This window comes from Streptomyces sp. NPDC046939 (assembly GCF_040644575.1).
Lineage (GTDB): Bacteria > Actinomycetota > Actinomycetes > Streptomycetales > Streptomycetaceae > Streptomyces.
Genome location: NZ_JBEYWV010000003.1, coordinates 13,581 through 37,854, shown reverse-complemented (window position 1 = coordinate 37,854; position 24,274 = coordinate 13,581). Strand labels below are relative to the sequence as shown.

22 protein-coding genes are annotated in these 24,274 nt (G+C 70.9%); 13 read left to right on the top strand and 9 right to left on the bottom strand.

The genetic code is table 11. The features are described from left to right. Positions 1-164 precede the first annotated feature (164 nt). Positions 165-4,151 carry a polarized growth protein Scy gene (scy, locus tag ABZ877_RS04125; RefSeq protein ID WP_361063984.1) on the bottom strand — a complete coding sequence of 1,329 codons (3,987 nt, stop codon included), beginning with the start codon at positions 4,149-4,151 and terminating at the stop codon, positions 165-167. Between the two features lie 242 nt (positions 4,152-4,393). Beyond that, positions 4,394-4,834 carry a methylmalonyl-CoA epimerase gene (gene mce / locus ABZ877_RS04120; RefSeq protein WP_361063980.1) on the bottom strand — a complete coding sequence of 147 codons (441 nt, stop codon included), beginning with the start codon at positions 4,832-4,834 and terminating at the stop codon, positions 4,394-4,396. Between the two features lie 137 nt (positions 4,835-4,971). Between mce and ABZ877_RS04115 the strand changes: the two genes are divergently transcribed. Both ABZ877_RS04115 and meaB read left to right on the top strand, forming a co-directional pair. Then, positions 4,972-6,174 carry an acetyl-CoA C-acetyltransferase gene (locus tag ABZ877_RS04115; protein WP_361063977.1) on the top strand — a complete coding sequence of 401 codons (1,203 nt, stop codon included), beginning with the start codon at positions 4,972-4,974 and terminating at the stop codon, positions 6,172-6,174. 38 nt (positions 6,175-6,212) lie between these two features. Further along, the gene (meaB, locus tag ABZ877_RS04110) at positions 6,213-7,169 is read left to right on the top strand and encodes a methylmalonyl Co-A mutase-associated GTPase MeaB (RefSeq protein WP_361063974.1); all 957 of its coding nucleotides are present in this window, start codon (positions 6,213-6,215) and stop codon (positions 7,167-7,169) included. 412 nt (positions 7,170-7,581) lie between these two features. Here meaB and ABZ877_RS04105 read toward each other — a convergent pair whose 3' ends face one another. Beyond that, positions 7,582-8,223 (bottom strand): PepSY domain-containing protein, encoded by a 642-nt coding sequence (locus ABZ877_RS04105; RefSeq protein ID WP_361063972.1) that lies wholly within the window; start codon positions 8,221-8,223, stop codon positions 7,582-7,584. A gap of 117 nt (positions 8,224-8,340) precedes the next feature. On the opposite strand from ABZ877_RS04105, the gene ABZ877_RS04100 reads away from it, so the two are divergent. Both ABZ877_RS04100 and ABZ877_RS04095 read left to right on the top strand, forming a co-directional pair. Then, positions 8,341-9,012, top strand: coding sequence for a response regulator transcription factor (locus ABZ877_RS04100; RefSeq protein ID WP_361063969.1), 672 nt, complete (start codon positions 8,341-8,343; stop codon positions 9,010-9,012). Further along, the gene (locus ABZ877_RS04095) at positions 9,009-10,442 is read left to right on the top strand and encodes a HAMP domain-containing sensor histidine kinase (protein ID WP_361063966.1); all 1,434 of its coding nucleotides are present in this window, start codon (positions 9,009-9,011) and stop codon (positions 10,440-10,442) included. The genes ABZ877_RS04100 and ABZ877_RS04095 overlap by 4 nt, the downstream gene beginning before the upstream one ends. Positions 10,443-10,598: 156 nt before the next feature. Here ABZ877_RS04095 and ABZ877_RS04090 read toward each other — a convergent pair whose 3' ends face one another. From ABZ877_RS04090 to ABZ877_RS04075, 4 genes are all read right to left on the bottom strand, one after another. Continuing rightward, a complete protein-coding gene (locus ABZ877_RS04090; RefSeq protein ID WP_361063963.1) occupies positions 10,599-11,075 on the bottom strand; it encodes a MarR family transcriptional regulator in 477 nt (158 codons plus the stop codon). Positions 11,076-11,192: 117 nt separating this feature from the next. Further along, positions 11,193-11,942, bottom strand: coding sequence for an AIM24 family protein (locus tag ABZ877_RS04085; protein ID WP_361064738.1), 750 nt, complete (start codon positions 11,940-11,942; stop codon positions 11,193-11,195). Positions 11,943-11,974: 32 nt separating this feature from the next. After that, positions 11,975-12,625: an AIM24 family protein gene (locus tag ABZ877_RS04080; RefSeq protein ID WP_361064735.1), complete on the bottom strand. Its 651-nt coding sequence runs from the start codon at positions 12,623-12,625 to the stop codon at positions 11,975-11,977. 10 nt (positions 12,626-12,635) lie between these two features. After that, positions 12,636-13,274, bottom strand: a complete 639-nt coding sequence (locus ABZ877_RS04075; RefSeq protein ID WP_361063960.1) for an AIM24 family protein — start codon at positions 13,272-13,274, stop codon at positions 12,636-12,638. A gap of 136 nt (positions 13,275-13,410) precedes the next feature. On the opposite strand from ABZ877_RS04075, the gene ABZ877_RS04070 reads away from it, so the two are divergent. The 5 genes from ABZ877_RS04070 to ABZ877_RS04050 all read left to right on the top strand — a co-directional run bounded on the left by ABZ877_RS04070 (position 13,411) and on the right by ABZ877_RS04050 (position 16,862). Further along, complete coding sequence (locus ABZ877_RS04070; RefSeq protein WP_361063957.1) at positions 13,411-13,764, top strand: DUF3817 domain-containing protein; 354 nt, start codon at positions 13,411-13,413, stop codon at positions 13,762-13,764. Next, complete coding sequence (locus tag ABZ877_RS04065; protein ID WP_361063954.1) at positions 13,761-14,057, top strand: MTH1187 family thiamine-binding protein; 297 nt, start codon at positions 13,761-13,763, stop codon at positions 14,055-14,057. The genes ABZ877_RS04070 and ABZ877_RS04065 overlap by 4 nt, the downstream gene beginning before the upstream one ends. A gap of 79 nt (positions 14,058-14,136) precedes the next feature. Further along, complete coding sequence (locus ABZ877_RS04060) at positions 14,137-14,646, top strand: MarR family transcriptional regulator (RefSeq protein WP_361063951.1); 510 nt, start codon at positions 14,137-14,139, stop codon at positions 14,644-14,646. A gap of 73 nt (positions 14,647-14,719) precedes the next feature. Then, entirely contained in the window at positions 14,720-15,058 is a 339-nt protein-coding gene (locus ABZ877_RS04055; RefSeq protein WP_361063948.1) for a DUF3817 domain-containing protein, read from the top strand. A 103-nt stretch (positions 15,059-15,161) separates the two neighbouring features. Next, complete coding sequence (locus tag ABZ877_RS04050) at positions 15,162-16,862, top strand: methylmalonyl-CoA mutase family protein (RefSeq protein WP_361064732.1); 1,701 nt, start codon at positions 15,162-15,164, stop codon at positions 16,860-16,862. Between the two features lie 420 nt (positions 16,863-17,282). On the opposite strand, the gene ABZ877_RS04045 is transcribed toward ABZ877_RS04050, so the two are convergent. Next, complete coding sequence (locus ABZ877_RS04045) at positions 17,283-17,912, bottom strand: TetR/AcrR family transcriptional regulator (RefSeq protein ID WP_361063945.1); 630 nt, start codon at positions 17,910-17,912, stop codon at positions 17,283-17,285. A 361-nt stretch (positions 17,913-18,273) separates the two neighbouring features. Between ABZ877_RS04045 and ABZ877_RS04040 the strand changes: the two genes are divergently transcribed. From ABZ877_RS04040 to ABZ877_RS04025, 4 genes are all read left to right on the top strand, one after another. Next, positions 18,274-19,245: a tetratricopeptide repeat protein gene (locus ABZ877_RS04040; RefSeq protein ID WP_361063942.1), complete on the top strand. Its 972-nt coding sequence runs from the start codon at positions 18,274-18,276 to the stop codon at positions 19,243-19,245. A gap of 646 nt (positions 19,246-19,891) precedes the next feature. Then, positions 19,892-20,542 carry a DUF6230 family protein gene (locus ABZ877_RS04035; RefSeq protein ID WP_361063939.1) on the top strand — a complete coding sequence of 217 codons (651 nt, stop codon included), beginning with the start codon at positions 19,892-19,894 and terminating at the stop codon, positions 20,540-20,542. Between the two features lie 155 nt (positions 20,543-20,697). Beyond that, the gene (locus ABZ877_RS04030; protein ID WP_361063936.1) at positions 20,698-21,261 is read left to right on the top strand and encodes a DUF6114 domain-containing protein; all 564 of its coding nucleotides are present in this window, start codon (positions 20,698-20,700) and stop codon (positions 21,259-21,261) included. Between the two features lie 94 nt (positions 21,262-21,355). Continuing rightward, positions 21,356-22,672 (top strand): hypothetical protein, encoded by a 1,317-nt coding sequence (locus ABZ877_RS04025; protein WP_361063933.1) that lies wholly within the window; start codon positions 21,356-21,358, stop codon positions 22,670-22,672. Positions 22,673-22,785: 113 nt separating this feature from the next. On the opposite strand, the gene pyk is transcribed toward ABZ877_RS04025, so the two are convergent. Continuing rightward, positions 22,786-24,210, bottom strand: a complete 1,425-nt coding sequence (gene pyk, locus ABZ877_RS04020; RefSeq protein WP_361063930.1) for a pyruvate kinase — start codon at positions 24,208-24,210, stop codon at positions 22,786-22,788. Positions 24,211-24,274: the final 64 nt, after the last annotated feature.

Sequence of the window (24,274 nt, the reverse complement as noted above, 5' to 3'; positions counted from 1 at the left end):
CCGGTGAGGTGATAGGGGGAATCCTAGGGGTCGTAGCGGCGTGTCATCGAGCGTATGCCCGTTTGATCTGGAGAATGACACTCCTTTTGAGTGGCGTGGCCCCGGAAGTACTTGCCAGATACAGGGTCGAAGGTCAGTGCGAAGCACGGTAGTGGTGCTCTTGGCTAGCCCTCAGCCCCCTTGCCACTCGAACGTGTGGCGCCCGCCGCGGCCCCAGCCTTGACGCCGCTGTCCTTGCCCCCGCCGCCGGACGACGTCTCAAAAGTCTCCAACGCCTCCAGCACGTCCTGGACACGGGAGATCTCGGCATTGATGTCCTTGCGGCGCCTGACCAGGACATCGAGCTCGCGCCGGCCCTTTTCGATCATGGCCGTGGCCTCGGCCTCCGCATCGGCCCTGATCTTTTCCGCCTCGCGCGACAGCTCGGCCTTTTTCTGCTCCGCCTCCTTGAGCAGGCCCTCGGCCTTTTTCACCGCCGCGATACGGACCTTGCTCGCCTCCGAATTGGCGTCGCTGAGCAGCTCCTTGGCCTTGGCCTGCGCCTCGGCGAGCTGTTCCTCCGCGGCCTTGACCAGCGCGTCGCACCGCTCGCCCGCGTTCTTCATGGCCTCCGCGGACTCGCGCCTCGCGCGCTCGTGCAGCTCCTCGATCTCGGCCGTGATCCGGTCGCGCAGCTCCTCGGCGCGCTGCCTGATCTGCGTCGCGTCCCGGCGGGCACCGACGAGCAGCTCGTCCGCGTCCGTACGGGCCTTCTCCACGCGCAGGTTGCCCTCGACCGTGCCCTCGGCGACGAGGCGGTCGGCCTCCTTGCGGGCCGCGCCGACCATCGTGTCGGCCTGCGCCTCGGCGTCCGCCGTCGTCTTCTGCGCCGCCTCCCGCGCCTCGCGCGTCAGCTTCTCCGCCTCGGCGGTGGACTCCGTGATGAGCTTGTCGACCTGCTCCGCGGCCTCGGTGCGCCGCTTGTTGGCGTCCTTGCGGGCCTCGTCCAGGGTGCGCTCGGCCTCCTCGCGCGCCTCCGTCCGCAGCCGCTCGGCCTCCGCCGCCGCGTCCGCCTTGACCCGCTCGGCGTCGCTGCGGATCCGCTCCGCGTGCGCCTGCGCGGAGCCGACCGTCTCGGCGGCCTCGGCGCGCAGCCGCTCCGCGTCCCCGGTCGCGTCCGAGATCAGCTTCTCGGCCTGGGCGACGGACTCGGCGCGGACCCGGTCCGCCTCGGCGCGCGTGTCGTTCGCCAACTGCTCCGCCGCGGCCGTCGACTCGGCGTGCAGCTTCTCGGCCTCCGCGGTCGCGGCGGCCACCAGCTCCTCGGCCTTCGCGGTGGACTCGGCGCGGACACGCTCCGCCTCCGCGTTCACCTCCGCCGTCAGACGCTCCGCCTCGGCCGTCGCCTCCGTGATCAGGGTGTCGGCCTGCGCGGCGGCGTCGGACCTGATCCGGTTCGCGTCCTCGCGGGCCTCCGCGCGCGTACGGGACGCGTCCTGGTCGGCGGCGGCCCGCAGGTCGGAGACCTCGGTACGGACCCGCTGGGCGTGCTCGGAGGCGTCCGAGCGCAACTTCTCCGCCTCGGCGATCGCGTCCGCGACCGTGCGCTCGGCGAGCGTCTTCGCGGCCTCCGCCTCGGCGTTCGCCTCGCTGCGGACGCGGGCGGCGTCCTCGGTGGCGCGCTCGCGCTCCGCGTGCGCGTCGGCGCGGACCCGGTCCGCCTCCTCCTGCGCCTCCTGCTTGGTGCGCTCCGCCGCGTGCTCGGCGGCCGAGCGAAGCCCGGTGATCTCCTCCTGCGCCTGCTCCTGGAGCCCGGCCACGGAGTCCCGGACCTGCTGCGCGGTCTGCTCGGCGGCCGCCACCATCTCGGTCGCCCGGGTGTCCGCCTCCGCGACGAGCCGGGCCGCCTCGGCCTGCGCCTCCTCGACGCGCGCCCGCGCCACCGCGAGCAGCTCCTCGCTCTGCTCGCGGGCCCGCTCGCGCTCCTGGTCGGCCTCCTCGCGCGCGCTGCCGAGCGTCTCCTCGGCCTCGCGGCGCCTGCGGGCGGCCTCCTCCTGCGCGGCGGCCAGCGTCTCGGCGGCCTCCGTCGCGATCCGCTCCGCCGCGTTCCGCGCCTCGGAACGGATGCGGTCCGCCGTCTCCTGCGCCTCCGTCTTGAGGTGCTCGGCCTCGGTCGCGGCGTCGGAGCGCAGCCGCACCGCCACGTTCTCCGCCTCGGAACGCGCCGTCGCGGCGTCCGTCGCCGCCTCCGTGCGCAGCCGCTCGGCCTCCGCCTCGGCCTGCGCCTGCACCGTACGGGCGCGCTCCGCCGCCTCCGCGCGCAGGCGCTCGCTCTCGTCGGCCGCCTCCTTGCGCAGCCGCCCGGCCTCCGCGCGGGCGTCGCTCAGCGCCGTCTCGGCAGCCGCCAGGCGCTCCTCGGCCTCCGTGTGGAGCCGGGCCAGCTCGGCGGCGGCCTCCTCCTGCCGGGCGCTCATGGCGCGCTCGGTGTCGTCCTTCAGCTCCTGCGCGGCGCGCTCCGCCTCGGCGCGGACGGCCTCCGCCTGCTCCTCGGCCTCGGTACGGAAGCGCTCCGCCTCCGCGCGCGTACGCTCCAGGGTCTCTTCGGCCTGCTTGCGCAGCGCCGTGGCCCGCTCGATCGCCTCGGTGCGCACCCGCTCGCTCTCGGCGGTCGCCGCGGTGCGCAGCTCGTCGCTGTCGGCCCGCGCCTTGGCAAGCAGCTCCTCGGCCGTCTTCGCGGACTCCTCGATCTGCTGGACGGCCTCGCGACGGGCCTCGGCCCGGATCCGCTCGCCCTCCTCGACGGCCTCGGCGCGCAACTGCTCGGCCTCGCCGCGCAGCCGCCGCGCCTCCTCCTGCAGCTCGACCGTCTTGGCGCGGTACTCCTTGGTGTCGTCCTTCGCGCTGCCCTTGAGCTGCTCGGCGATGTCGTGCGCCTCGGCGCGCAGCCGGTCCGCCTCGGCCTCGGCCTCGGCGCGGATCCGCTCGGCCTCCTCGGCCGCCGCCTTCGTCGTCGACTTCGCTTCCTCGGACGCCTTGTTGAGCACGTCCTCGGCGGTGCGCGCCGCCTTCGCCAGCTCGCTCGCCGTCTCCTCGGCCGTCGCCGTACGGGCCTTCTCCTTGGCCTCGGCGATGAGCTGCTCGGCGTTCGCGCGGGCGGTGGCGACGAGCAGCTCGGCCTCCGCCTTGGTGGCCTCCGCCTCCTTGGTCGCCTCCGCGACGAGCCGTGCCACCTGCTCCTTGGCCGTCCGCGTGCGCTGCTCGTTGGCGGACTCGGCGGTCGCCAGCTGCTTGGCCGCCGCCTCCTTGGCCTCGGTCAGCACCTTGTCGGCCTCGGCGCGGGCCTCGCGCAGCGCGGCCTCGGCCTCGCTCATGCGCTGCTCGGCGGCGCGGCTCAGCTCGCTCGCCTGGCGCCGGGCGGCGTCCGACTCGGCCGTCGTCGACGAGCGCAGCTGCTCCGCGTGGTCGGTGGCCTCCTGGGCCTGCGCCGACGCCGCGTTCAACAGCCGCTCGGCGTCCTGGCGGGCGCGGGCGAGGAGCGCCTGCGCCTGGGCGCTCGCGTTCTCCGCCTCGTCGGTCAGGCGGCGGCGGGCCTCGGCGGCGACCCGCTCGGCCTCCGCGCGGGCGGCGGCGAGCGTCTGGTCGGCCTCGGCGCGTGACTCGTCGAGGAGGCGGCGGGCCTGCTGCTCGGTGCGGGCCCGCAACTGCTCGGCCCACTGCACGTTCTCGTTGACGTGGTTCTCGACCGTGCGGCGGCGCTCCGCCAGCTCCTGGTCGAGCTGCTGGCGCCGGTTGACCGCCTCGGCGTGCAGCTCCGCCTGGAGCCGCGACTGCTGCTCGGCGTGCTCCTGGAGGATGCGCTGCGTCTGCGCGCGGGCCTCCCGCAGCTCGCGCTCGGCGTCCGCGCGCAGCTGCTCGGCCTGGATCTGGGCGTTGCGGAGCAACTGCTCGGCCTGGTAGCCGATGTCCGCCCCGTCGTAGGAGGGCCGCATCGCGAGGCTGCGCCGCGCCTCGTGCAGCTTGGCGCGCAACACCTCCACCTGGTAGCCCAGGTCCTCGGCGTGCTGGACGGCCTTCTCCCGCTCGGTCTTCAGCCGGTCCATCTCGGCCTCGAACCGCGAGAGATGGTCGGTCTCAGCCGGCTTGTGGCCGTCCTGGCTCTCGTAGCCCCGCACTGCGCGGTCCCATCCGTCCCCTGGTCGCAAGTACTGCCTGACGAGCTCCGTCCGTCCGCCGGACGGGGCTCACCGGGGAATGGTGTCAGATCGAGAACGGCGGCGCCCCGGGCTTGCCTGTGCGCAGCCCGACTCCGCCGACCCTCGTCCCCCGATACCCGGACCCCGGCCCACGGCTGCCCCGTCGTCCCGCTTGCACGCGGCAGCCGCCCCCCAACCCTACCGGCCCAAGTATGCGGAGGTCAGTGCTCCGTGTTCTCCTGCGAGGCGGCGGTGACGAGTTCGGTGAGCACACCGTGGCAGTCCTTGGGGTGCAGGAACGTGATGCGCGACCCCATCGACCCCCGGCGCGGCTCGTCGTAGAGCACGCGTACGCCCTTGCCCCTGATGTCCGCCGCGTCCGCGTCCACGTCGGCGGTGCCGAAGGCGATGTGGTGGACGCCCTCACCGTTCTTGGCCAGCCACTTGCCCACCGCGGAGTCCTCGCGGGTCGGCTCCAGCAACTGCAGGTAGGAGGCGCCGCCGTCGCTCGTCTCGTTGATCTTGAGCATGGCCTCGCGCACGCCCTGCTCCTCGTTGACCTCGGTGTGGAACACCTCGAAGCCGTAGGTGGCCCGGTAGAACTCGACGGTGGCGTCGAGGTCGTGGCAGGCGATCCCGATGTGGTCGATTCGCGTCAGCATGTGGTAAGTGCAGCGCGGTCCGGGCCGATTACGCAACGTGCGCGCGATCACACTTGTCCGGCGATGACGTGCGGCGTACCGCTCAGTACATTCGAGTAAACCCTCGTTCACTCCTCATCCCCAAGGGGCCGTGCCTCATGTCTGGAACGACCGGTACCACCTCAGTGATCGTCGCGGGAGCGCGCACGCCCATGGGCCGCCTCCTCGGGTCCCTCAAGTCCTTCTCCGGAGCCGATCTCGGAGGATTCGCGATCAAGGCCGCCCTCGACCGTGCGGGGATCGGTGGCGACCAGGTGCAGTACGTGATCATGGGTCAGGTGCTGCAGGCCGGGGCGGGGCAGATCCCGGCGCGCCAGGCCGCCGTCAAGGCGGGCATCCCGATGAACGTCCCGGCGCTCACGATCAACAAGGTCTGCCTCTCGGGCCTCGACGCGATCGCCCTCGCCGACCAGCTCATCCGCGCCGGCGAGTTCGACGTCGTCGTCGCCGGCGGCCAGGAGTCCATGACCAACGCGCCGCACCTGCTGCCCAAGTCCCGCGAGGGCTACAAGTACGGCGCGATCGAGATGCTCGACGCGATGGCGTTCGACGGGCTCACCGACTCCTTCGAGAACATCCCCATGGGCGCCTCGACGGAGAAGCACAACACCCGCCTCGGCATCGCCCGCCCCGAGCAGGACGAGTTCGCCGCGCTCTCCCACCAGCGCGCCGCCGCCGCCCAGGCCAAGGGCGTCTTCGAGGCGGAGATCACGCCCGTCGAGATCCCGCAGCGCAAGGGCGACCCGGTCCTCTTCAGCAAGGACGAGGGCATCCGCGGCGACACCACCACCGAGACGCTGGCCAAGCTGCGCCCCGCCTTCGCCAAGGACGGCACGATCACCGCGGGCACGTCCTCGCAGATCAGCGACGGCGCCGCCGCCGTCGTCGTCATGAGCAAGACCAAGGCGATCGAGCTCGGCCTGGAGTGGATCGCCGAGATCGGCGCGCACGGCAACGTCGCGGGCCCGGACAACTCGCTCCAGTCCCAGCCGTCCAACGCGATCGCGCACGCCCTGAAGAAGGAGGGCCTCGAAGTCTCCGACCTCGACCTCATCGAGATCAACGAGGCGTTCGCGGCCGTCGCCGTCCAGTCCATGAAGGACCTCGGCGTCTCCGCCGACAAGGTCAACGTCAACGGCGGCGCGATCGCCCTCGGCCACCCCATCGGCATGTCGGGCGCCCGCCTCGTCCTCCACCTCGCCCTGGAGCTGAAGCGGCGCGGCGGCGGCGTCGGCGCGGCCGCCCTGTGCGGCGGTGGCGGTCAGGGTGACGCGCTGGTGGTACGGGTACCGAAGGCGTAACCGCGACAGTTGTACGAGCCCGACCGAACGGAGCTGTGATGCAGGACGTCCCCACGCTGGTCGCCCAGGCGAGAGAAGGCAGGCCGCGCGCCGTGGCCCGGCTGATCTCCCTGGTGGAGGGGGCGTCCCCGCAGCTCCGTGAGGTCATGGCCGCGCTCGCCCCGCTCACCGGGAACGCGTACGTGGTCGGGCTCACCGGATCGCCCGGGGTCGGCAAGTCGACATCCACGTCTGCGCTGGTCAGCGCGTACCGGCGGGCCGGGAAGCGGGTCGGGGTGCTCGCCGTCGACCCGTCCTCGCCGTTCAGCGGTGGCGCGCTCCTCGGCGACCGGGTGCGCATGTCCGAACACGCCTCCGACCCCGGCGTCTACATCCGCTCCATGGCCACGCGCGGCCACCTCGGCGGCCTCGCCTGGGCCGCGCCCCAGGCCATCCGCGTCCTGGACGCGGCCGGCTGCGACGTGATCCTGGTCGAGACCGTCGGCGTCGGCCAGTCCGAGGTCGAGATCGCCGCGCAGGCCGATACGAGCGTCGTGCTCCTCGCCCCCGGCATGGGGGACGGCATCCAGGCGGCCAAGGCCGGAATCCTGGAGATCGGCGACGTCTACGTGGTCAACAAGGCCGACCGCGACGGCGCCGACGCCACCGCCCGCGAGCTGAACCACATGCTCGGCCTCGGCGAGGCCCGCGCCGCCGGGGACTGGCGCCCGCCGATCGTCAAGACGGTCGCGGCGCGCGGCGAGGGCGTCGACGAGGTCGTCGAGGCCCTGGAGAAGCACCGCGCCTGGATGGAGGAGCGCGGCGTCCTCGCCGAGCGCCGCACGGCCCGTGCCGCCCGCGAGGTCGAGACGATCGCGGTCACGGCCCTCCGCGAACGCATCGGCGACCTCTCGGGCGACCGCAGACTCGGCGCCCTGGCGGAGCGCATCGTGACAGGTGAGCTGGACCCGTACCGCGCGGCGGACGAACTGGTGGAGGGCCTGACCAGCACCTGAGCCCTCCGGGCTGCACCCGGCCCCTGGCGTGTGCCGATGATGCCGACCTCGCACCGGGCGCGGCGATAGCGGCTCGGGGCGCCGCGGGCGCCTGGTGCGCTTGCACGGGGCGTCCCGGGCAGATCAGGCCCGGCGTTCGCCGCCCGGCCTGGCTTGTGCCGGTTGCTGCCGGTGGATCGGCGCGGGGTGGTCCGCGCGGCTTTCGTGCCTGCGCGGGGCGTCCGCGGGCAGAGCAGGGTCGCGGCAGTCGGTGCCGCTTTTCGGGCACGGGCGGTTCGGGCGGCACGGCAGGGATCGGTCTCCTGGTCGGCCGTGCGCCGCTGCCCCTGTGCTTCGTGGCAGCGGCGGCGGCTCCCTTGCTGGCGGGACTCATCGCCGTACGGGCGCGTCCGGCCCGCACCCGCGAGGCGGCTCAGTCGTCGTCGCCGCCGTCGTCCGCGCCGTCCGCGTCGTCCGCCGGGTGATCCACGCTCACCGCGCCCGACCGCAGGTCGACCCGCCAGTCCCGCTGCTTCCCGTTCGCGGACGTCGTCGTGACCTCCCAGACCTGGACCGAGCCGTCGTCGTCGGCGTCGACCGAGGTCACCGTCCCCTTGGCCGCGGCGGCGCGGGCCGCGTCCTCGGCGGACACGGGCGCCTTCCTCAGCGCGGAGGCGACGCGCGCCGCGTCCCCGTCGTCGTCCTTCTCGCTGTGCGCGCCGAGCACCTTCCCCGTACCGGGGTCGACGTCGACGTCGTGCCACGTGGCGCCGGAGCCGATGACATCGACCTCCCAGACCAGGCGGCCGTCGTCGGAGTCGAGCTCGGCGCCGGTCGCGGTGCCCGGCGTGTGCCTGAGGGCGGCGGCGATCGCGTCCTCGGCCTTGACCTTGGCGCCCTTGGCCTCGTTGGCGTTCTCCTGGGCGTCACTGACACCGTCGTCCTTGACGCGGACGCTCGACTTGGGGGCCGACGACGAGCCGTCGTCGTCGGCGACGGCCACCGCGGTGGCCGCGCCCCCGCCCAGCAGGGCGACGACGGCGATGGCGGAGATGACGGTCGTACGGCGCTTCATGAGGTTCTCCCGTTCGCGAAATACGCTGCTTCGGAGACCAACCTGCCGAACTGACCCTGAAGCCCCGCTGAAGCACCCTGAAGCTTTCTTCAGGTACGGCCTGCCACCCTTGCTGCCATGCGCTTGCTGATCGTGGAGGACGAAAAGCGGCTCGCCCTGTCGCTCGCCAAGGGGCTCACCGCCGAGGGTCACGCCGTCGACGTGGTCCACGACGGCCTGGAGGGCCTGCACCGGGCGGGCGACGGCGCGTACGACCTGGTGATCCTCGACATCATGCTGCCGGGCATGAACGGCTACCGCGTCTGCGCCGCCCTGCGCGCCGCCGGCAACGACGTGCCGATCCTCATGCTCACCGCGAAGGACGGCGAGTACGACGAGGCGGAGGGGCTCGACACGGGCGCCGACGACTACCTGACGAAGCCGTTCTCGTACGTGGTCCTCGTCGCCCGCGTCAAAGCCTTGCTGCGCCGCCGCGGCAGCGCGGGCAGCGCCTCGCCCGTGCGTACGGTCGGCCCGTACGCCGTGGACACCGCCGCCCGCCGCGTCACCCACCGCGAGGACGGCGAGGTGCCGCTCACCGCGAAGGAGTTCTCCGTCCTGGAGCAGCTCGTCACGCGCGCGGGCGAGGTCGTCTCCAAGGCCGACATCCTGGAGCACGTCTGGGACTTCGCCTACGACGGCGACCCGAACATCGTCGAGGTGTATGTGAGCGCCTTGCGCCGCAAGCTCGACGCCTCCCTGATCCGCACGGTGCGCGGCGCCGGTTACCGCCTGGAGGCGCCCCGGTGAGGCGTGTCTTCGGCTCCGTACGCGCGCGTGCCGCGCTCGCCGCCACCCTCGTCGTCGCGCTCGCCCTGGTCGCGGCGGGCGCCGGCGTGCTGCTCGCCCTGCGCGCCGACCTCACGGGGCAGGCGGACAGCGCCGCCGACGCGGGCGCGCGCCGCATCGCCACCGCCCTCGCCACCGGCACCGCGCCCGACGCCCTCGACCTGGACGACGAGGAACAGCCCGTCCAGGTCGTCGACGAGGACGGCCGTCTCGTGGCCGCCTCCGAGGACCTGGAGCGCATCGACGGCACCGGCACGCGCGCGGTGCGACCCGTCCCCGCCAAGACGGCCGACGGCGGCGACGACGGCGACGACCGCGACGACCATCCGGGCGAGGACGACAGGGCGCGCCCCGGCAAGGTCTCCGACTCCACCGACTTCACGAGCGGCAGCGCCACGATCGACGGCGACAGCGCCGACTACCGCTTCGCCGAGGTCACCGTCGAGGACACCGCGTACGGCGAACTGACCGTCCACGCGGGCGCCCCGCTCTCCGCCGAACAGGGCGCGGTCTCCTCGGCCCTGACCGCCATGCTGATCGGCTTCCCGGTGCTGCTCGTGGTCGTCGGCGGCGTCACCTGGCTGGTCACCCGGCGCGCGCTGCGGCCCGTCGAGGCCATCCGCGCCGAGATGGCCGCCGTCACCGCCTCCCGGGACCTGGCCCGCCGCGTGCCTGAACCGGACACGCACGACGAGGTGGCCCGTCTCGCGCGGACCACGAACGAGACCCTGGCCGCCCTGGAGGACGCCGTGGAGCGGCAGCGCAGGTTCGTCGCGGACGCCTCGCACGAGCTGCGCAGCCCGATCGCGAGCCTGCGCACCCAGCTGGAGGTGGGCGCGGCCCATCCGGAGCTGCTCGATGTGCCGGGCGCCGTGGAGGACACCGTACGGCTGCAGGAGCTGGCCGCCGATCTGCTGCTGCTCGCCCGTCTGGACGCGGGGGAGAAGCCGGGCGCGGCCGAGGTCGATCTCGCCGCCCTGGTCCGCGAGGAGCTCTCGCAGCGGACCGGCGACCGGCTCCCGGTGACGGTGGCGGCCCGGGGGAGTGCGCGGGTGACCGGCTCCCGGTCCCAGTTGGCGCGGGTGCTCGGCAACCTGGTGGACAACGCGCAGCGGCACGCCCGTACGGGTGTCCGCGTCACCCTGGCCGTCGAGCGGGGCCGGGCGGTCCTGGGCGTGGCGGACGACGGCGACGGCGTGCCGGAGGGCGAGCGGGAGCGGATCTTCGAGCGGTTCGTACGGCTGGACGACGCGCGGTCCCGGGACGGCGGCGGGGCGGGCCTGGGCCTCGCCATCGCCCGGGACGTGGCCGAGCGGCACGGCGGCACGCTGACGGTGCGCGCCGCGCCGGAGGGAGGAGCCCTGTTCGAACTCGGGCTGCCGTCGACCTGATGGGTGGGCCGACCTGACGGGTAGGTCAACCTGATCGGTAGGTCGACCGGATCGGTGGGTCGACCGGATCGGTGGGTCAGTCGAGGAAAAGTGTGCGGAAAAGGTGGGTCACGGAGGAAGTCGGCGGTCCTCCATGACCCACGGCATTCGCACCTGTCACGGTTTGCCGCGCTGCGAACGCAGGTGTTCCGCGATGGGGGCGAGCGCCTTGGAGAGGTCGGCCAGCGCCCCCGGCGGGACCAGGTCCACGAAGTGCTGCCGCACGGACGCCACATGGTGCGGGGCGACCTTCTGCATGGTCTCCAGGCCGAAGTCGGTGAGCACGGTGTACAGGCCGCGCCGGTCCGACTCGCAGTTCTCGCGGCGTACCAGGCCCGCGTTCTCCATACGGGTGATCTGGTGCGAGAGCCGGCTCTTGGACTGCAGGGTCGCGGCCGCCAGGTCGCTCATCCGCATCCGCAGCTCCTCGGCCTCGGAGAGGTTCACGAGGATCTCGTAGTCGTTCATCGTCAGCCCGAAGGGCTGGAGATCCTTCTCCAGCTGATAGTTGAGCAGCCTGTTGACTTCCAAGTGGGTGCGCCAGGCGCACTGTTCCTCGTCGGTCAGCCATCGCGTGGCCGTGTCGGTCTCCATGTATCGATTCTACCTAAGAAGTTGAAAGGTGAACGAATGTGGGGGTGGTGACGCCTCCGCGCCCCCTGCCGATCGCATTGGGTCACGCGTTCGACGTCACACTCCGCAGACTACCGCTCACAGCCCGAAGCGACGCTGGAGGTCCCCGAGCTGTCCGGGAAGGCGCGGTGCCGGTGGCTGACCTGCGCCCGCACCCGGCCCGCCGCCCGGGACGCCCGCTTGGTGAGGTACGTCACCCGTCAGCGGTTCCGGCATCAGCGCCTCGCTGGACTGGAGCAGCACCGTCCCCGCGCCGACGAACTCGAACTGGTGCTCCTCGCCGGAGACGCCGCCGACGCCCGTCATCGCACGTAGACCGCCGATCACGCCGGTCAGGTAGCCATGGTCGTAGTGGTGGCACGGCGAAGGGCAGTCGGCCCAGCCGACCAGGGCCTGCGGGTCCACACGGACGGGCGGTTCCATGAAGACCACCGGACCGTTTGAAGCCGCTACGAATTTGCCGGTGCCAATGAGTGTCAGAAAGCCCGGCACAATCGATTGCTTCAGCGCGAGACTTGGCTGAAAAGCGAGCAGATTGCCCGCCCGAATGGTCAGATTGCCGTCATCCAGGTCGTACGAGTTCACATCGAAGGCCCGGTCCGCGAGCAGCATCTTGCCGCTGCCCTCCGCCACCACCCAGTCGCTCGCGTGCAGCGGCGAGTGGAACGAGGTCCGCACGAGCCGGTCGAGGCGGCCGTGCCCGATGCCGTTGAACTCCATCCGCCCGTAATAGGCGATCATCTTCCCCTTCTGCAGGAACCACTGGCTGCCCTTCAGCTCCACACAGAAGGTGTACGCGTTGACGTTGTCGTCGACGGGCAACGTCATGGGGTCGAAGACCACAGGGCCACTCACGCCGCTCACAGCTTCTCCTCCGAGGCCTGGACGTACACCGCGCCGCTCCCGCTCAGCTCCAGCTGGAACGCCTCGCCGCTGCCGCGGCCCACCATGTCCCGCCAGCCGAGCGCCGTCGACAGCTTGTTGCGTACGTCCCCGTGGTGGGCGACGTACGCCTGCGGGTCCACGTGCACCTCACGGCCCGGCGAGATCGGCACCTCGATGACCCCGCCGTGCGCCATGACGGCGACGGACCCGTGCCCCTTGAGCGTCGTCGTGAACAGGCCCTGGCCGGTGACCTGGCCGCGCACCATGCCCATGACGCCTCCTTGCGCGCCCATGAACATCGTGCCCTGTTGCAGCGTCCCTTCGAAGGCGAGCAGCCGGTCCGCCTCCACGTACAGCGTGTCGCCGGAGAGCGTGATCACCTGCACGTGGTGGCCGCCGTGCCCGAACAGCACGGTCCCGCTGCCCTCGACGGTCATCAGCGGCGTCGCCTCATTGGCCACGCGCCGCCCCAGCATGGACATCACGCCACCCTGCCCGCCCTGCACGTTGGGGGTGAAGGAGACGTCCCCCTTGTAGGCGAGCATCGCGCCGCGCTGGCTGTAGAGCCGCTGCCCCGGCACGACGGTCACCTCGACCATCTTCGAGTTGATCTCCCGGAAGTTCACCGGCGGCATCTCAGACATCTCCCGCGATCGTGTTGCGCTCACTGGGCTGGACGTAGACGAGCCCGTCGCCCTCGAACCGGATCTGGAACGCCTCACCGCCGCCTTCCCCCAGGAACGTACGGAAGGTGACGCCCGACTGGAACGACTGGTGGAGGTTGCCTTGGTGGGCTATGTACGCGCCCGGGTCGACGGTCAGCGGGTAGTCGCGGCTGACCCGCAGGACGACCGCCGGCCCGTCGCTCATGATCGCGGCCTGGCCGTGCCCCTCGACGGTGGTGGTGAAGAGGCCGTTGCCCTGCGAGGCGCCGCGCATCCCGGTGAAGGAGGTGCCGGTGCGCAGCCCCGCGTCCGTGCACAGCAGATTGCTCGACTCCACGAACAGCTTGTCGCCGCGCAACTCCACCAGGTTGATCTCGCTGGCCCGGTCGGCGAACCAACAGGTGCCCTGCCCCTTCACCTCCATGACCACCATCTGCTCACCGGTGATGCGGCGCGTCACCATCCCGCGGAGCCCCTCACCGCCACCGGTCAGTTTCTTGAACGTCATCCGGCCGTCGTACGCGACCATCGACCCGTTCTTCGCCTTGACGCTGTCGCCCGTCATGTCGACGGCGAGCATCTTGCTGCCCTGCAGCCGGAACGTTGCCACGGATCGAAGGTAACCGGCCCGGGGAGCCCGCCGACAGGTCCGGCGGCGCGCGATGCCACAATGAGGAACGCTTGTGCGTCGTTTCACAAGATCGACGCCGCCCGTCACTCCAGTCGCTCTACGCCGAAGGTGCCCCGTGGACATCAAGACCGCCTCAGCCCTCCGCCGACTCCGCCTCGTCTCCGCGCCGGAGGCCGTCTCGTTCCTCCTGCTCATCGTCTGCTCGGTCCTGAAGCGCACGACCGACTTCAACGCGGTGCCGGTGATGGGCATGGTGCACGGCATCCTCTTCGTGCTCTACGTGCTCTTCTGGCTGGACGCCTGGAACCGTACGAAGTGGAGCTTCGGCCGCGCGGCCCTCTACTTCGTCCTCTCCGTCCTGCCGACCGGCGGCTTCTTCGCCGAGCGCAAGCTGAAGCGGGAGGCCGAGGACGCGGTCAGCCAGGTCATCGCCGCCCGCGCCCGCCAGGAAGGGATCGTGAACGCGTGATCGTCGCCTTCTCCGTCACCCCGCTCGGCGTCGGCGAGGACGTGGGCGAGTACGTGGCCGACGCGGTCCGCGTCGTCCGCGAGTCCGGCCTGCCGAACCGCACCGACGCGATGTTCACCTCGGTCGAGGGCGAGTGGGACGAGGTCATGGACGTCGTCAAGCGCGCCGTCGCGGCGGTCGAGGCGCGGGCGCCGCGGGTGTCCGTCGTCATGAAGGCGGACATCCGGCCGGGCGTCACGGACGGGCTCAGCTCGAAGGTGGCGACCGTCGAGCGCCACCTCGCCGACGGCTGAACCGGGACCGGATGGCCTCGGGCGGCCAAAGAGCGAGACAGGGCTGACCACCATATGACCGGCCGGTAAGGTCGGAGGCGTGCCGAAGCCGCTCAGTCTTGCCTTCGATCCGATCGCCCGCGCCGACGAACTCTGGAAGCAGCGCTGGGGATCCGTGCCCTCCATGGGCGCCATCACCTCGATCATGCGCGCGCACCAGATCCTCCTCGGCGAGGTCGACGCCGTCGTCAAGCCCTACGGGCTCACGTTCGCGCGCTACGAGGCGCTGGTGCTGCTCACCTTCTCCAAAGAGGGTGAGCTGCCCATGTCCAAGATCGGGGAGCGCCTCATGGTGCACCCCACGTCGGTCACCAACACGGTCGACCGGCTGGTGAAGTCGGGCCTCGTCGCCAAGCGCCCCAACCCCAACGACGGGCGCGGCACGCTCGCCACCATCACCGACAAGGGCCGCGAGGTCGTCGAGTCGGCGACCCGCGACCTCATGGCGATGGACTTCGGGCTCGGCGTGTACGACGCCGAGGAGTGCGCGGAGATCTTCGCGATGCTGCGGCCGCTGCGGGTGGCGGCGCACGACTTCGACGAGGAGTGACGTCGTCCGGCGGGCGGGTGACGCGAGCGAACCCGGCTGAAGATCGCGCAAATCGGGCGGTTACGCTCGTCCCATGAAGAAGAGCGTGCTGACCCGCTACCGGATCATGGCCTACGTGACCGGTGTGCTCCTGGTCCTCCTGTGTCTCGGCATGATCGCCAAGTACGCGCTCGGTATGGACGGCGCGGCGGACGCCACGCGCGTCATCGCCATCGCGCACGGCTGGCTGTACGTCATCTACCTGGTATTCGCCTTCGACCTCGGGTCCAAGGCGAAGTGGCCGGTCGGCAAGCAGCTGTGGGTGCTGATCGCGGGCACCATCCCGACGGCCGCGTTCTTCGTGGAGCGCAAGGTCTCGGCGGAGCTGGAGGCCAAGGTCACCGAGGACGGCACGAAGCTCGCCAAGGCGTAAGCGGCCCTGTTCCGGTTCCGCCGAACCGCTCGCACTCGGCTGTGTGAGCGGTTCGCCATCGACATTTACTAGGACGTCCAAGTAAATTGGTGGCATGGGAAGCATGGACGCTGACGCCATCGCGGAGGGCCGCCGTCGCTGGCAGGCCCGTTACGACTCCGCCCGCAAGCGGGACGCCGACTTCACGACGCTGTCGGGAGACCCCGTCGAACCGGTCTACGGACCACGGCCCGGGGACACCTACGAAGGGTTCGAGCGGATCGGCTGGCCCGGCGAATACCCCTTCACCCGCGGCCTGCATCCGACCGGCTACCGGGGCCGCACCTGGACCATCCGCCAGTTCGCCGGGTTCGGCAACGCCGAGCAGACCAACGAGCGCTACAAGATGATCCTCGCCGCCGGCGGCGGCGGCCTCTCCGTCGCCTTCGACATGCCGACGCTCATGGGCCGCGACTCCGACGACCCGCGCTCGCTCGGCGAGGTCGGCCACTGCGGCGTCGCCATCGACTCGGCCGCCGACATGGAGGTCCTCTTCAAGGACATCCCGCTCGGCGACGTCACGACGTCCATGACGATCTCCGGGCCCGCCGTCCCCGTCTTCTGCATGTACCTCGTCGCGGCCGAGCGCCAGGGCGTCGACCCCGCCGTCCTCAACGGCACGCTGCAGACCGACATCTTCAAGGAGTACATCGCCCAGAAGGAGTGGCTCTTCCAGCCCGAGCCGCACCTGCGCCTCATCGGCGACCTCATGGAGCACTGCGCGGCGTCCATCCCGGCGTACAAGCCGCTCTCCGTCTCCGGCTACCACATCCGCGAGGCCGGGGCGACGGCCGCGCAGGAACTGGCGTACACGCTGGCGGACGGCTTCGGCTACGTCGAGCTCGGCCTGTCCCGCGGCCTGGACGTGGACGTCTTCGCCCCCGGCCTCTCCTTCTTCTTCGACGCGCACGTCGACTTCTTCGAGGAGATCGCCAAGTTCCGCGCGGCCCGGCGCATCTGGGCCCGCTGGATGCGCGACGTGTACGGCGCGCAGACCGACAAGGCGCAGTGGCTCCGCTTCCACACCCAGACGGCGGGCGTCTCACTGACCGCCCAGCAGCCGTACAACAACGTGGTCCGTACGGCGGTCGAAGCCCTGGCAGCCGTCCTCGGCGGCACCAACTCCCTCCACACCAACGCCCTCGACGAGACCCTCGCCCTGCCCAGCGAACAAGCCGCCGAGATCGCCCTGCGCACGCAGCAGGTGCTCATGGAGGAGACCGGCGTCGCCAACGTCGCCGACCCGCTCGGCGGCGCCTGGTACGTCGAACAGCTCACCGACCGCATCGAGGCCGACGCCGAGAAGATCTTCGACCAGATCAAGGAGCGCGGCCAGCGCGCCCACCCCGACGGGCAGCACCCCATCGGCCCCATGACCTCCGGCATCCTGCGCGGCATCGAGGACGGCTGGTTCACCGGCGAGATCGCCGAGTCCGCGTTCCAGTACCAGCAAGCTCTTGAGAAGGGCGAGAAGCGGGTTGTGGGCGTCAACGTCCACCACGGATCCGTCACCGGGGACCTGGAGATCCTGCGGGTCAGCCACGAGGTGGAACGTGACCAGGTCCGGATCCTCGGGGAGCGGAAGTCGGCGCGGGACGAGTCGGTGGTACGGGGTTCGCTCGACCGGATGCTGGCCGCGGCCCGCGACGGGTCGAACATGATCGGGCCCATGCTCGACGCGGTCCGGGCGGAGGCGACCCTGGGCGAGATCTGCGGGGTGCTCCGCGAGGAGTGGGGGGTGTATACGGAGCCGGCTGGGTTCTAGTGCCCTGGGTTTGGGGGGTGAGTACCGCGCGGGCACCTGCGCGCCGGCGGCGTCCCTGAGCGTGTGCGCCTTGGGGTTGTGTCGGGGTGCGGGCTTCGTCGTGGCCGGTCGCGCAGTTCCCCGCGCCCCTGGGCGTGTGCCCCTTCGTGTTGTCTTGGGGTGCGGCTCTCGTCGTGGTTGCTCGCGCAGTTCCCCGCGCCCCTGGGGGGTTGCCACTTTCGCGCCGCTTTCGTGTGTGGGGTTCGTTGTGGCTGGTCGCGCAGTTCCCCGCGCCCCTGAAGGCATGCGCTGCGCGCAGCCTTCCCCTGGAGGTCGCGCACGTAGTGCGCATCTCCAGGGGCGCGGGGAACTGCGCGACCAGCCACGTGGGACCCGCGGTCGGCGACGAGACACAAGCCCGGCAGACGCGCTGCCGCCCCCTCAGCCCGACGCCGCCCCCAACCCCCCAAGCAGCAGCGCCGTGAACCGACGGACCCACTCCGCATCCACCGGCTCCGCGCTGACCAGCGTCCGGTGGACCACCGCGCCCGCCGCCACGTCGAAGATGAGGTCCGCCGTGGCCGCGGCCGCGGCGGGGTCGGGGGAGGCGGGGAGTTCGCCGCGGCGCTCCGCGCGGGCGCGGCCCTCCAGGACGAGACGTTTCTGCCGGTCCACGATCGAGGTCCGGATGCGTTCGCGGAGGGGCTCGTCGCGGGTGGACTCCGCCACCACCGCCATCAGCGCCGTCTTCGTCTCCGGACGGTCCAGGATCGCCGCGAACTGGAGCACCACGCCCTCGATGTCCGCGGCGAGGGAACCATTGTCGGGCAGTTCGAGTTCATCGAAGAGGACGGCCACCGCGTCGACCACGAGCTCGTTCTTGCCCGCCCAGCGTCGGTAGAGCGTCGTCTTGGCCACACCGGCCCGCGTCGCCACGTCGCCGAGCGTCAGCTTCGACCAGCCGAGGTCCACGAGCGCCGCGCGCGTGGCTTCGAGGATCGCCTCGTCCGCCGCGGCTGAGCGCGGCCGGCCGAGTCGACCCGCGCTGGACGACGGCGTGCGGCTCTGCATGGTCGCGACCATACCGGCCAGTAGGTGGAGTGGTGTGCGTGAGCCAGATCACCCGGGTCCGCCCTCCGGTGTCCTGCGTAGGACAGTTACGCTACGAGCCGTAGCGAAAGCTCGATAGAGTGATCTCGCCCAGGCCCGACTCCGATCTGCACCCGGAGCCGACCGGGACGAGCGGCAACCACGGTGCCGGGTGGGGACCCGGCACCACGTGGCACCGGGTGGGGACCCGGTGCCACACCTTCAGGAAAAGAAGTACCAGGCCGAGTCCGCTCCGTGTCTCTTTTTGCGTCTCGCAATCCGGCGGGAGGCCACGGAGCGGTACCCGGCCCACAACGCGCCGCGGAAGGGGGAGAATGCACGCATGCAGCCACGGAACATGTCCATGAGCGGAGTCGTCGATCTCGCCGCGGTGAAGGCGGCCCAGGAGGCCAAGGCCAAGGCGGAGCAGGCGCGCGCCGAAGCCGCCCGGCAGGGTGGCGGCCCCGCCGCCGTGTCGCCCTCGAGCCTCGTCATCGACGTCAATGAGGCGGACTTCGAGCGCGACGTACTGCAGCGCTCCACCGAGGTCCCCGTCGTCATCGACTTCTGGGCCGAGTGGTGCGAGCCCTGCAAGCAGCTCAGCCCTCTTCTTGAGCGCCTCACCGTCGAGTACGGCGGGCGCATCGTCCTCGCGAAGATCGACGTCGACGCGAACCAGATGCTGATGCAGCAGTTCGGCGTCCAGGGCATCCCGGCCGTCTTCGCGGTCGTCGCCGGTCAGGCGCTGCCCCTCTTCCAGGGCGCCGCCCCCGAGGCCCAGATCCGCGGCACCCTCGACCAGTTGATCCAGGTCGCCGAGGAGCGGTTCGGGCTCACGGGCATCGCCGTCGACCCGGACGCCCAGGGCGCCGCACCGGCCGCCCCGACCCCTCCCGGCCCGTACGACGCCCTGCTCGAAGCCGCTGTCCAGGCGCTCGACGCGGGTGACCTCGGCGGCGCCATCCAGGCGTACAAGAACGTGCTGTCCGACGACCCCGGCAACACGGAGGCCAAGCTCGGCCTCGGCCAGGCCGAACTGCTGCAGCGCGTGCAGAACCTCGACCCGCAGACGGTCCGCAAGGACGCGGCCGAGAAGCCCGGTGACGTGCAGGCGCAGATCGCCGCCGCCGACCTGGACCTGGTCGGCGGCCATGTCGAGGATGCTTTCGGCCGACTTGTCGACGCGGTGGCCCGTACGGCGGGCGACGACCGTACGGCGGCGCGGGTCCGTCTTCTTGAGCTGTTCGAGATCGTCGGCGCCGACGACCCCCGGGTGACCGCCGCCCGTACGGCGCTGGCCCGGGTTCTTTTCTGACTGGTAGATACCTGTTCCCCGGCACCACGGCGTGTGGTGCCGAGGTGAAAATTCCGCCCCTGAGGGCATCCAGCGGCCGCGCTTTACCAAAACTTGGTAAACGCGGTCGCTGTTACTTGGAGTAAGTCGAAGGCTTGCTTCCGCCCGGTTTCGTACCGGTATCAACCTCTATGCCGCCGCGCGCTGCGGCACCCTGTGTTGCTGTCCGATGTCGGGCCGTCGTGACGCGGTTACCCCACCGTTACCCATGAGTAACGAACCCCCTTGTGCGAGCGGCGTGAATGCACCACGATCGGGCACGCTCGGTCCACTTCCTCACTTTCCCGACAGCCAGTCGGGCGGCGGGGGTTCTGGGTCCCCACCGAGCAGGCCGGCGGTGAAGCCTTGGGGAGCGCCGTCGGTCTGGGACAGGGGGGTCTCGGTCGAACTCCGACTGAGCCTGTCCAGCAGGTTGCGCGTGATGGATCAGGTGCGACCAGTGGTTGTCGCTCGGGGGTGATCGCCGGTGATCAAGGTGCGAATCAGCGCCTCCGACACGGGCGCTCTCCTTCCCGAGGACGTAGCACTTCTCCCATCCCTGCCCGGCTGAGTCCCGCTAGGGCGCAGTCAGGGCCGGAGATGTACGTCCGAGAAGGAGGAAACAGTCATGAATTCCGTGGCTCGTGGTGGAACCAGATGGAAGCGGTTCGCCGTTGTCATGGTGCCGAGCGTCGCGGCTACGGCCGCGATAGGCGTCGCCGTGGCGCAGGGCGCGCTCGCGGCGTCGTTCAGCGTTTCGGGACAGCAGTTCAAGGTCAGCGCGTCGTCGCTGGATGGCACCAACTTCGTCCAGTACGGAGCCCTCGACACGGGCAAGACGGGTGCTCACCCCGTCGCCGTCGTGGGCATGAAGTCGGCCACCATCCACAACCTGTGCCAGTCCGTGGTCGTCCCGGTGCCGGTCTTCGGCGATGTGACGATGCGCCTCGAGGCGGGTGGCGGGAAGAAGCCCGTCGAGGCCGGCAACATCTACATCGACGCCGACGAGCTCAGCGCCGACGCCGAGTTCACGAACATCGACATCGGTGTGGCGGCGGGAGACACGAACGTCGCCGACGGCAAGGGCGGCAGGGGCCCGGGCATCTCGCCCGGGGACCGGGGCAAGGCCGACCCCAACTCGTTCGCCCAGCAGGCCGACTCGGTGCACTTCGAGAAGGTCAAGCAGAGGGCGTGGGCCACCAACGCCGCGTCCTTCAAGCTGTCCGGCCTGCACATGGCCGTCAAGAAGGGCAGCGGCGGCAAGATCGAGTGCTTCTAGTCGACAGCCCCGAACGCGGGGCCGACGCTAGCCGCTTGACGCGCTGAACGGTTGGGCGCGGGGGCCTGCGGGAGCTCCCCAAACCGTCCCCGTGCCCGTACCCGGACAGCCACCTTCACCACAGAATCATCGCCATTCCCGAGGAGCTGTACGACATGAGCGCCGAAGCGCACGCAGGACCGGGCGACAAGCTTGGTCACACGCGCCAATCGTTCCGAGGGTGGCGCGGTCAGCGCCCATTCTGGGGTGGTCTGCTGTCGATACTCGGCGGCATACCGATCATGTACTTCCCGTACGCGAACCTGACGATGGGCACGTTGACGATCCGGCTGGCGACCACGGCCGGTGCCGGATCGCTGATCATCGGCATCCTGCTCGTCGTCCTCGGCCTGACGATGTGGTTCCAGCCGCACTCCCGGGTTTTCGCGGGCGTGGCGGCGATTCTGCTCGCTCTGGTCTCCCTGGTGGTCTCCAACTTCGGCGGATTCGTCATCGGCTTCCTGCTGGCCCTGATCGGCGGCGCTCTCAGCGTCTCCTGGGCCCCCGGCGGGCCGCTGCCGGAGACAGCCGTCCTGGACGGTGACGACGACACCGGGCCAACCGACACGGATGTCGTGCCGCCCCCCCTGGGCGCCACCTACCGGATCGCGGGCGCAAACCACGACGAGTCAGGGACGAGCCCGGATGACGGGACGAACGGGAGGCACCGTGCCGGCTGACGAGGTGCACCACGAGGACTCCGCGGGGGAGTCCCGTGCGAGAACCGGGCCGCGGCATGCAGCACCGAGGAAGCATCTTTTCACCAGGCTGCACATGCCCGCGGGCAAGGCGATCGCCATCGCGGCCATGCCCACGGCCGTACTCATGGGGATGGGGCTGACGCCGACGCTGGCGTCGGCCAAGGACAACCCCACGAAGTTCTCGGTGGACGACTACAAGGCGTGCGCCGACGCCGTGCAGGCGGAGCGCGACGCCAAGGACGGCAAGTCCACCGCCAAGAAGGACGAGGAGCCGGGGGCGTCCGCGACCCCGTCGCCGTCCGCCTCGGCGTCCACGGGGAAGGACGCCGACAAGGACAGCACCAAGAGCGAGGGCGCCAAGAGCGAAGGCACCCAGAGCGGGGGCACCAAGAGCGAGGGCAAGGATCAGGCCGCGCCCAAGCCGACCCCCACCGCCACCACCAAGTCGGAGTCGACGGCCGACAAGGAGAGCGCGGAGAGCAAGGACACCAAGGCGGCTCAGGACACCGCCACCCCGTCCCCCGCTCCCTCCGCCTCCGAGACCAAGAAGAACCCGCTGGACCCGCTGGGTCTCGGCGACGCTCTCAAGGACTTGTTGACCCCGAAGGAGAAGGAGACGGCGAGCCCGACTCCGACCCCTTCGGCATCGAAGACCCCTTCGGCTGACGCGACGGGCACGTCGAAGGGCACCGAGGACTCCGCGACTTCCAAGGAAACAAAGGACTCCAAGGACCTCGGCGCCGCCGTCAAGGACACCGTCGGCGGCGTGGGCGAGGCCGCCAAGGACGCCACGGGCAAGGTGACCGACAAGGCCGGCGACGCGGTCGAGGGCACCGAGGACGCGGCGAAGAAGGCGGAGGAGTCGGCGACCCCGACCCCGTCGCCGTCCGCGAGCGCCACCGGCATCCCGGAGGACTGCCCGGTCGCCACCGACGCGGAGGGCGCCGACGAGACCACGCCGGTCCCGCTGCCGAACAAGCCGTGGAAGCTGGAGGCCAGTTCGCTGCTGCTGAAGGGCGCGGACTATCAGGGCATCGTCAATGTCCGCATGGCCGACGGCACCGTCAAGCGCGTCATGAAGTACGTCATCTCGAACGGTACGGACATCGGGGATCTGCACCAGATCGCCCCGGGTGCGGGCGGCAAGTCGTTCCACATCCGCTCGGACAAGGGCTCGACGTCGACCATCCGGGACGGCAAGACGACGATGTACACGGAGGAGCTCTCGGGCAATCTGCTCGGGCTGATCCCCGCGACGTTCAACGCCGACAACCCGCCGCCGATCAACCTGCCGATCCTGTACTTCACCAACGTGAAGGTGACGCAGGCGGCGCAGTTCGGCGGAACCCTGCACGTCCCCGGCCTGCGGTCCACCATCGAGGACAACTGACCGGACCGTTCGACAACCAGGACCCATAGACCCATTCGGGAGCCGCACAACACCGAGGGCGCCCCCTGTCTCGTACAGGAGGCGCCCTCGGTGCGTGTTCCAGCGGGTCCGCGTCAGTCGCGGCCGCCCAGGTGGTGCACTCGCACCATGTTCGTCGTGCCGGGGACGCCGGGGGGCGAGCCGGCGGTGATGACGACGGTGTCGCCGTCGTTGAAGCGGTTCAGCTTGACCGTCTCGGTGTCGACCAGCTCGACCATGGCGTCGGTGGTGTCCACGTGCGGGACGACGTACGACTCCACGCCCCAGCTCAGCGCGAGCTGGTTGCGGGTGTTCTCGTCCGTGGTGAAGGCCAGGATCGGCTGGGCCGCGCGGTAGCGGGAGAGGCGGCGGGCCGTGTCGCCGGACTGGGTGAAGGCGACCAGCGCCTTGCCGCCCAGGAAGTCGGCGATCTCGGCGGCGGCGCGGGCCACGGCGCCGCCCTGGGTGCGCGGCTTCTTGCCGGGGACGAGCGGCTGGAGGCCCTTGGAGAGCAGCTCCTCCTCGGCCGCCATGACGATCTTCGACATCGTCTTGACGGTCTCGATCGGGTACGCGCCCACGCTCGACTCGGCGGAGAGCATGACCGCGTCGGCGCCGTCCAGGATCGCGTTGGCGACGTCGGAGGCCTCCGCGCGGGTGGGGCGCGAGTTGGTGATCATCGACTCCATCATCTGGGTCGCGACGATCACGGGCTTGGCGTTGCGGCGGCACATCTCCACGAGGCGCTTCTGCACCATCGGGACCTTCTCGAGCGGGTACTCGACGGCGAGGTCGCCGCGGGCCACCATGATCGCGTCGAACGCCGCGACGACGCCCTCCATGTTGGCGACGGCCTGCGGCTTCTCCACCTTGGCGATGACGGGGACCCGGCGGCCCTCCTCGTCCATCACCTTGTGGACGTCCTTGACGTCGTTGGCGTCGCGCACGAAGGACAGGGCGACCATGTCGCAGCCCATCTTCAGGGCGAAGCGCAGGTCCTCGATGTCCTTCTCGGACAGGGCCGGGACGTTGACGGCCGCGCCGGGCAGGTTGATGCCCTTGTGATCGGAGATGACGCCGCCCTCGACGACGATCGTCTTCACGCGGGGCCCGTCGACCTCGACGACGCGCAGCTCGACGTTGCCGTCGTTGATCAGGATCTGGTCGCCCTTGGAGACGTCGCCGGGCAGCCCCTTGTAGGTGGTGCCGCAGATCGACTTGTCGCCGGGCACGTCCTCGGTGGTGATGGTGAACTCGTCACCGCGCACCAGCTCGACGGGGCCCTCGGCGAAGGTCTCCAGACGGATCTTCGGGCCCTGGAGGTCGGCGAGGACGCCCACGGCGCGGCCGGTCTTCTGAGCGGCGGCCCGCACCCGGTCGTAGCGACCCTGGTGCTCGGCGTGCGTGCCGTGGCTGAAGTTGAAGCGGGCCACGTTCATACCGGCTTCGATCAGCGAGACGAGCTGCTCTTCGGAGTCGACGGCTGGGCCCAGCGTGCAGACGATTTTGGAACGGCGCATGGGGGCGATCCTATCGGTTTGTTTCGCTACGGAATATTCCGTCTGGTGGAATCTACAAATGGGC

Coding starts and splice junctions, on each gene's coding strand:
- mce (WP_361063980.1), bottom strand. CDS start 4,834: ATGCTGACGCGAATCGACCACATCGGGATCGCCTGCCACGACCTCGAC.
- ABZ877_RS04050 (WP_361064732.1), top strand. CDS start 15,162: ATGGACGCTGACGCCATCGCGGAGGGCCGCCGTCGCTGGCAGGCCCGT.
- ABZ877_RS04030 (WP_361063936.1), top strand. CDS start 20,698: ATGAGCGCCGAAGCGCACGCAGGACCGGGCGACAAGCTTGGTCACACG.
- ABZ877_RS04055 (WP_361063948.1), top strand. CDS start 14,720: ATGAAGAAGAGCGTGCTGACCCGCTACCGGATCATGGCCTACGTGACC.
- ABZ877_RS04105 (WP_361063972.1), bottom strand. CDS start 8,223: ATGAAGCGCCGTACGACCGTCATCTCCGCCATCGCCGTCGTCGCCCTG.
- ABZ877_RS04035 (WP_361063939.1), top strand. CDS start 19,892: ATGAATTCCGTGGCTCGTGGTGGAACCAGATGGAAGCGGTTCGCCGTT.
- ABZ877_RS04040 (WP_361063942.1), top strand. CDS start 18,274: ATGCAGCCACGGAACATGTCCATGAGCGGAGTCGTCGATCTCGCCGCG.
- ABZ877_RS04025 (WP_361063933.1), top strand. CDS start 21,356: ATGCCCGCGGGCAAGGCGATCGCCATCGCGGCCATGCCCACGGCCGTA.
- ABZ877_RS04085 (WP_361064738.1), bottom strand. CDS start 11,942: ATGACGTTGCCCGTCGACGACAACGTCAACGCGTACACCTTCTGTGTG.
- meaB (WP_361063974.1), top strand. CDS start 6,213: ATGCAGGACGTCCCCACGCTGGTCGCCCAGGCGAGAGAAGGCAGGCCG.
- ABZ877_RS04045 (WP_361063945.1), bottom strand. CDS start 17,912: ATGCAGAGCCGCACGCCGTCGTCCAGCGCGGGTCGACTCGGCCGGCCG.
- pyk (WP_361063930.1), bottom strand. CDS start 24,210: ATGCGCCGTTCCAAAATCGTCTGCACGCTGGGCCCAGCCGTCGACTCC.
- ABZ877_RS04090 (WP_361063963.1), bottom strand. CDS start 11,075: ATGGAGACCGACACGGCCACGCGATGGCTGACCGACGAGGAACAGTGC.
- ABZ877_RS04115 (WP_361063977.1), top strand. CDS start 4,972: ATGTCTGGAACGACCGGTACCACCTCAGTGATCGTCGCGGGAGCGCGC.
- ABZ877_RS04100 (WP_361063969.1), top strand. CDS start 8,341: ATGCGCTTGCTGATCGTGGAGGACGAAAAGCGGCTCGCCCTGTCGCTC.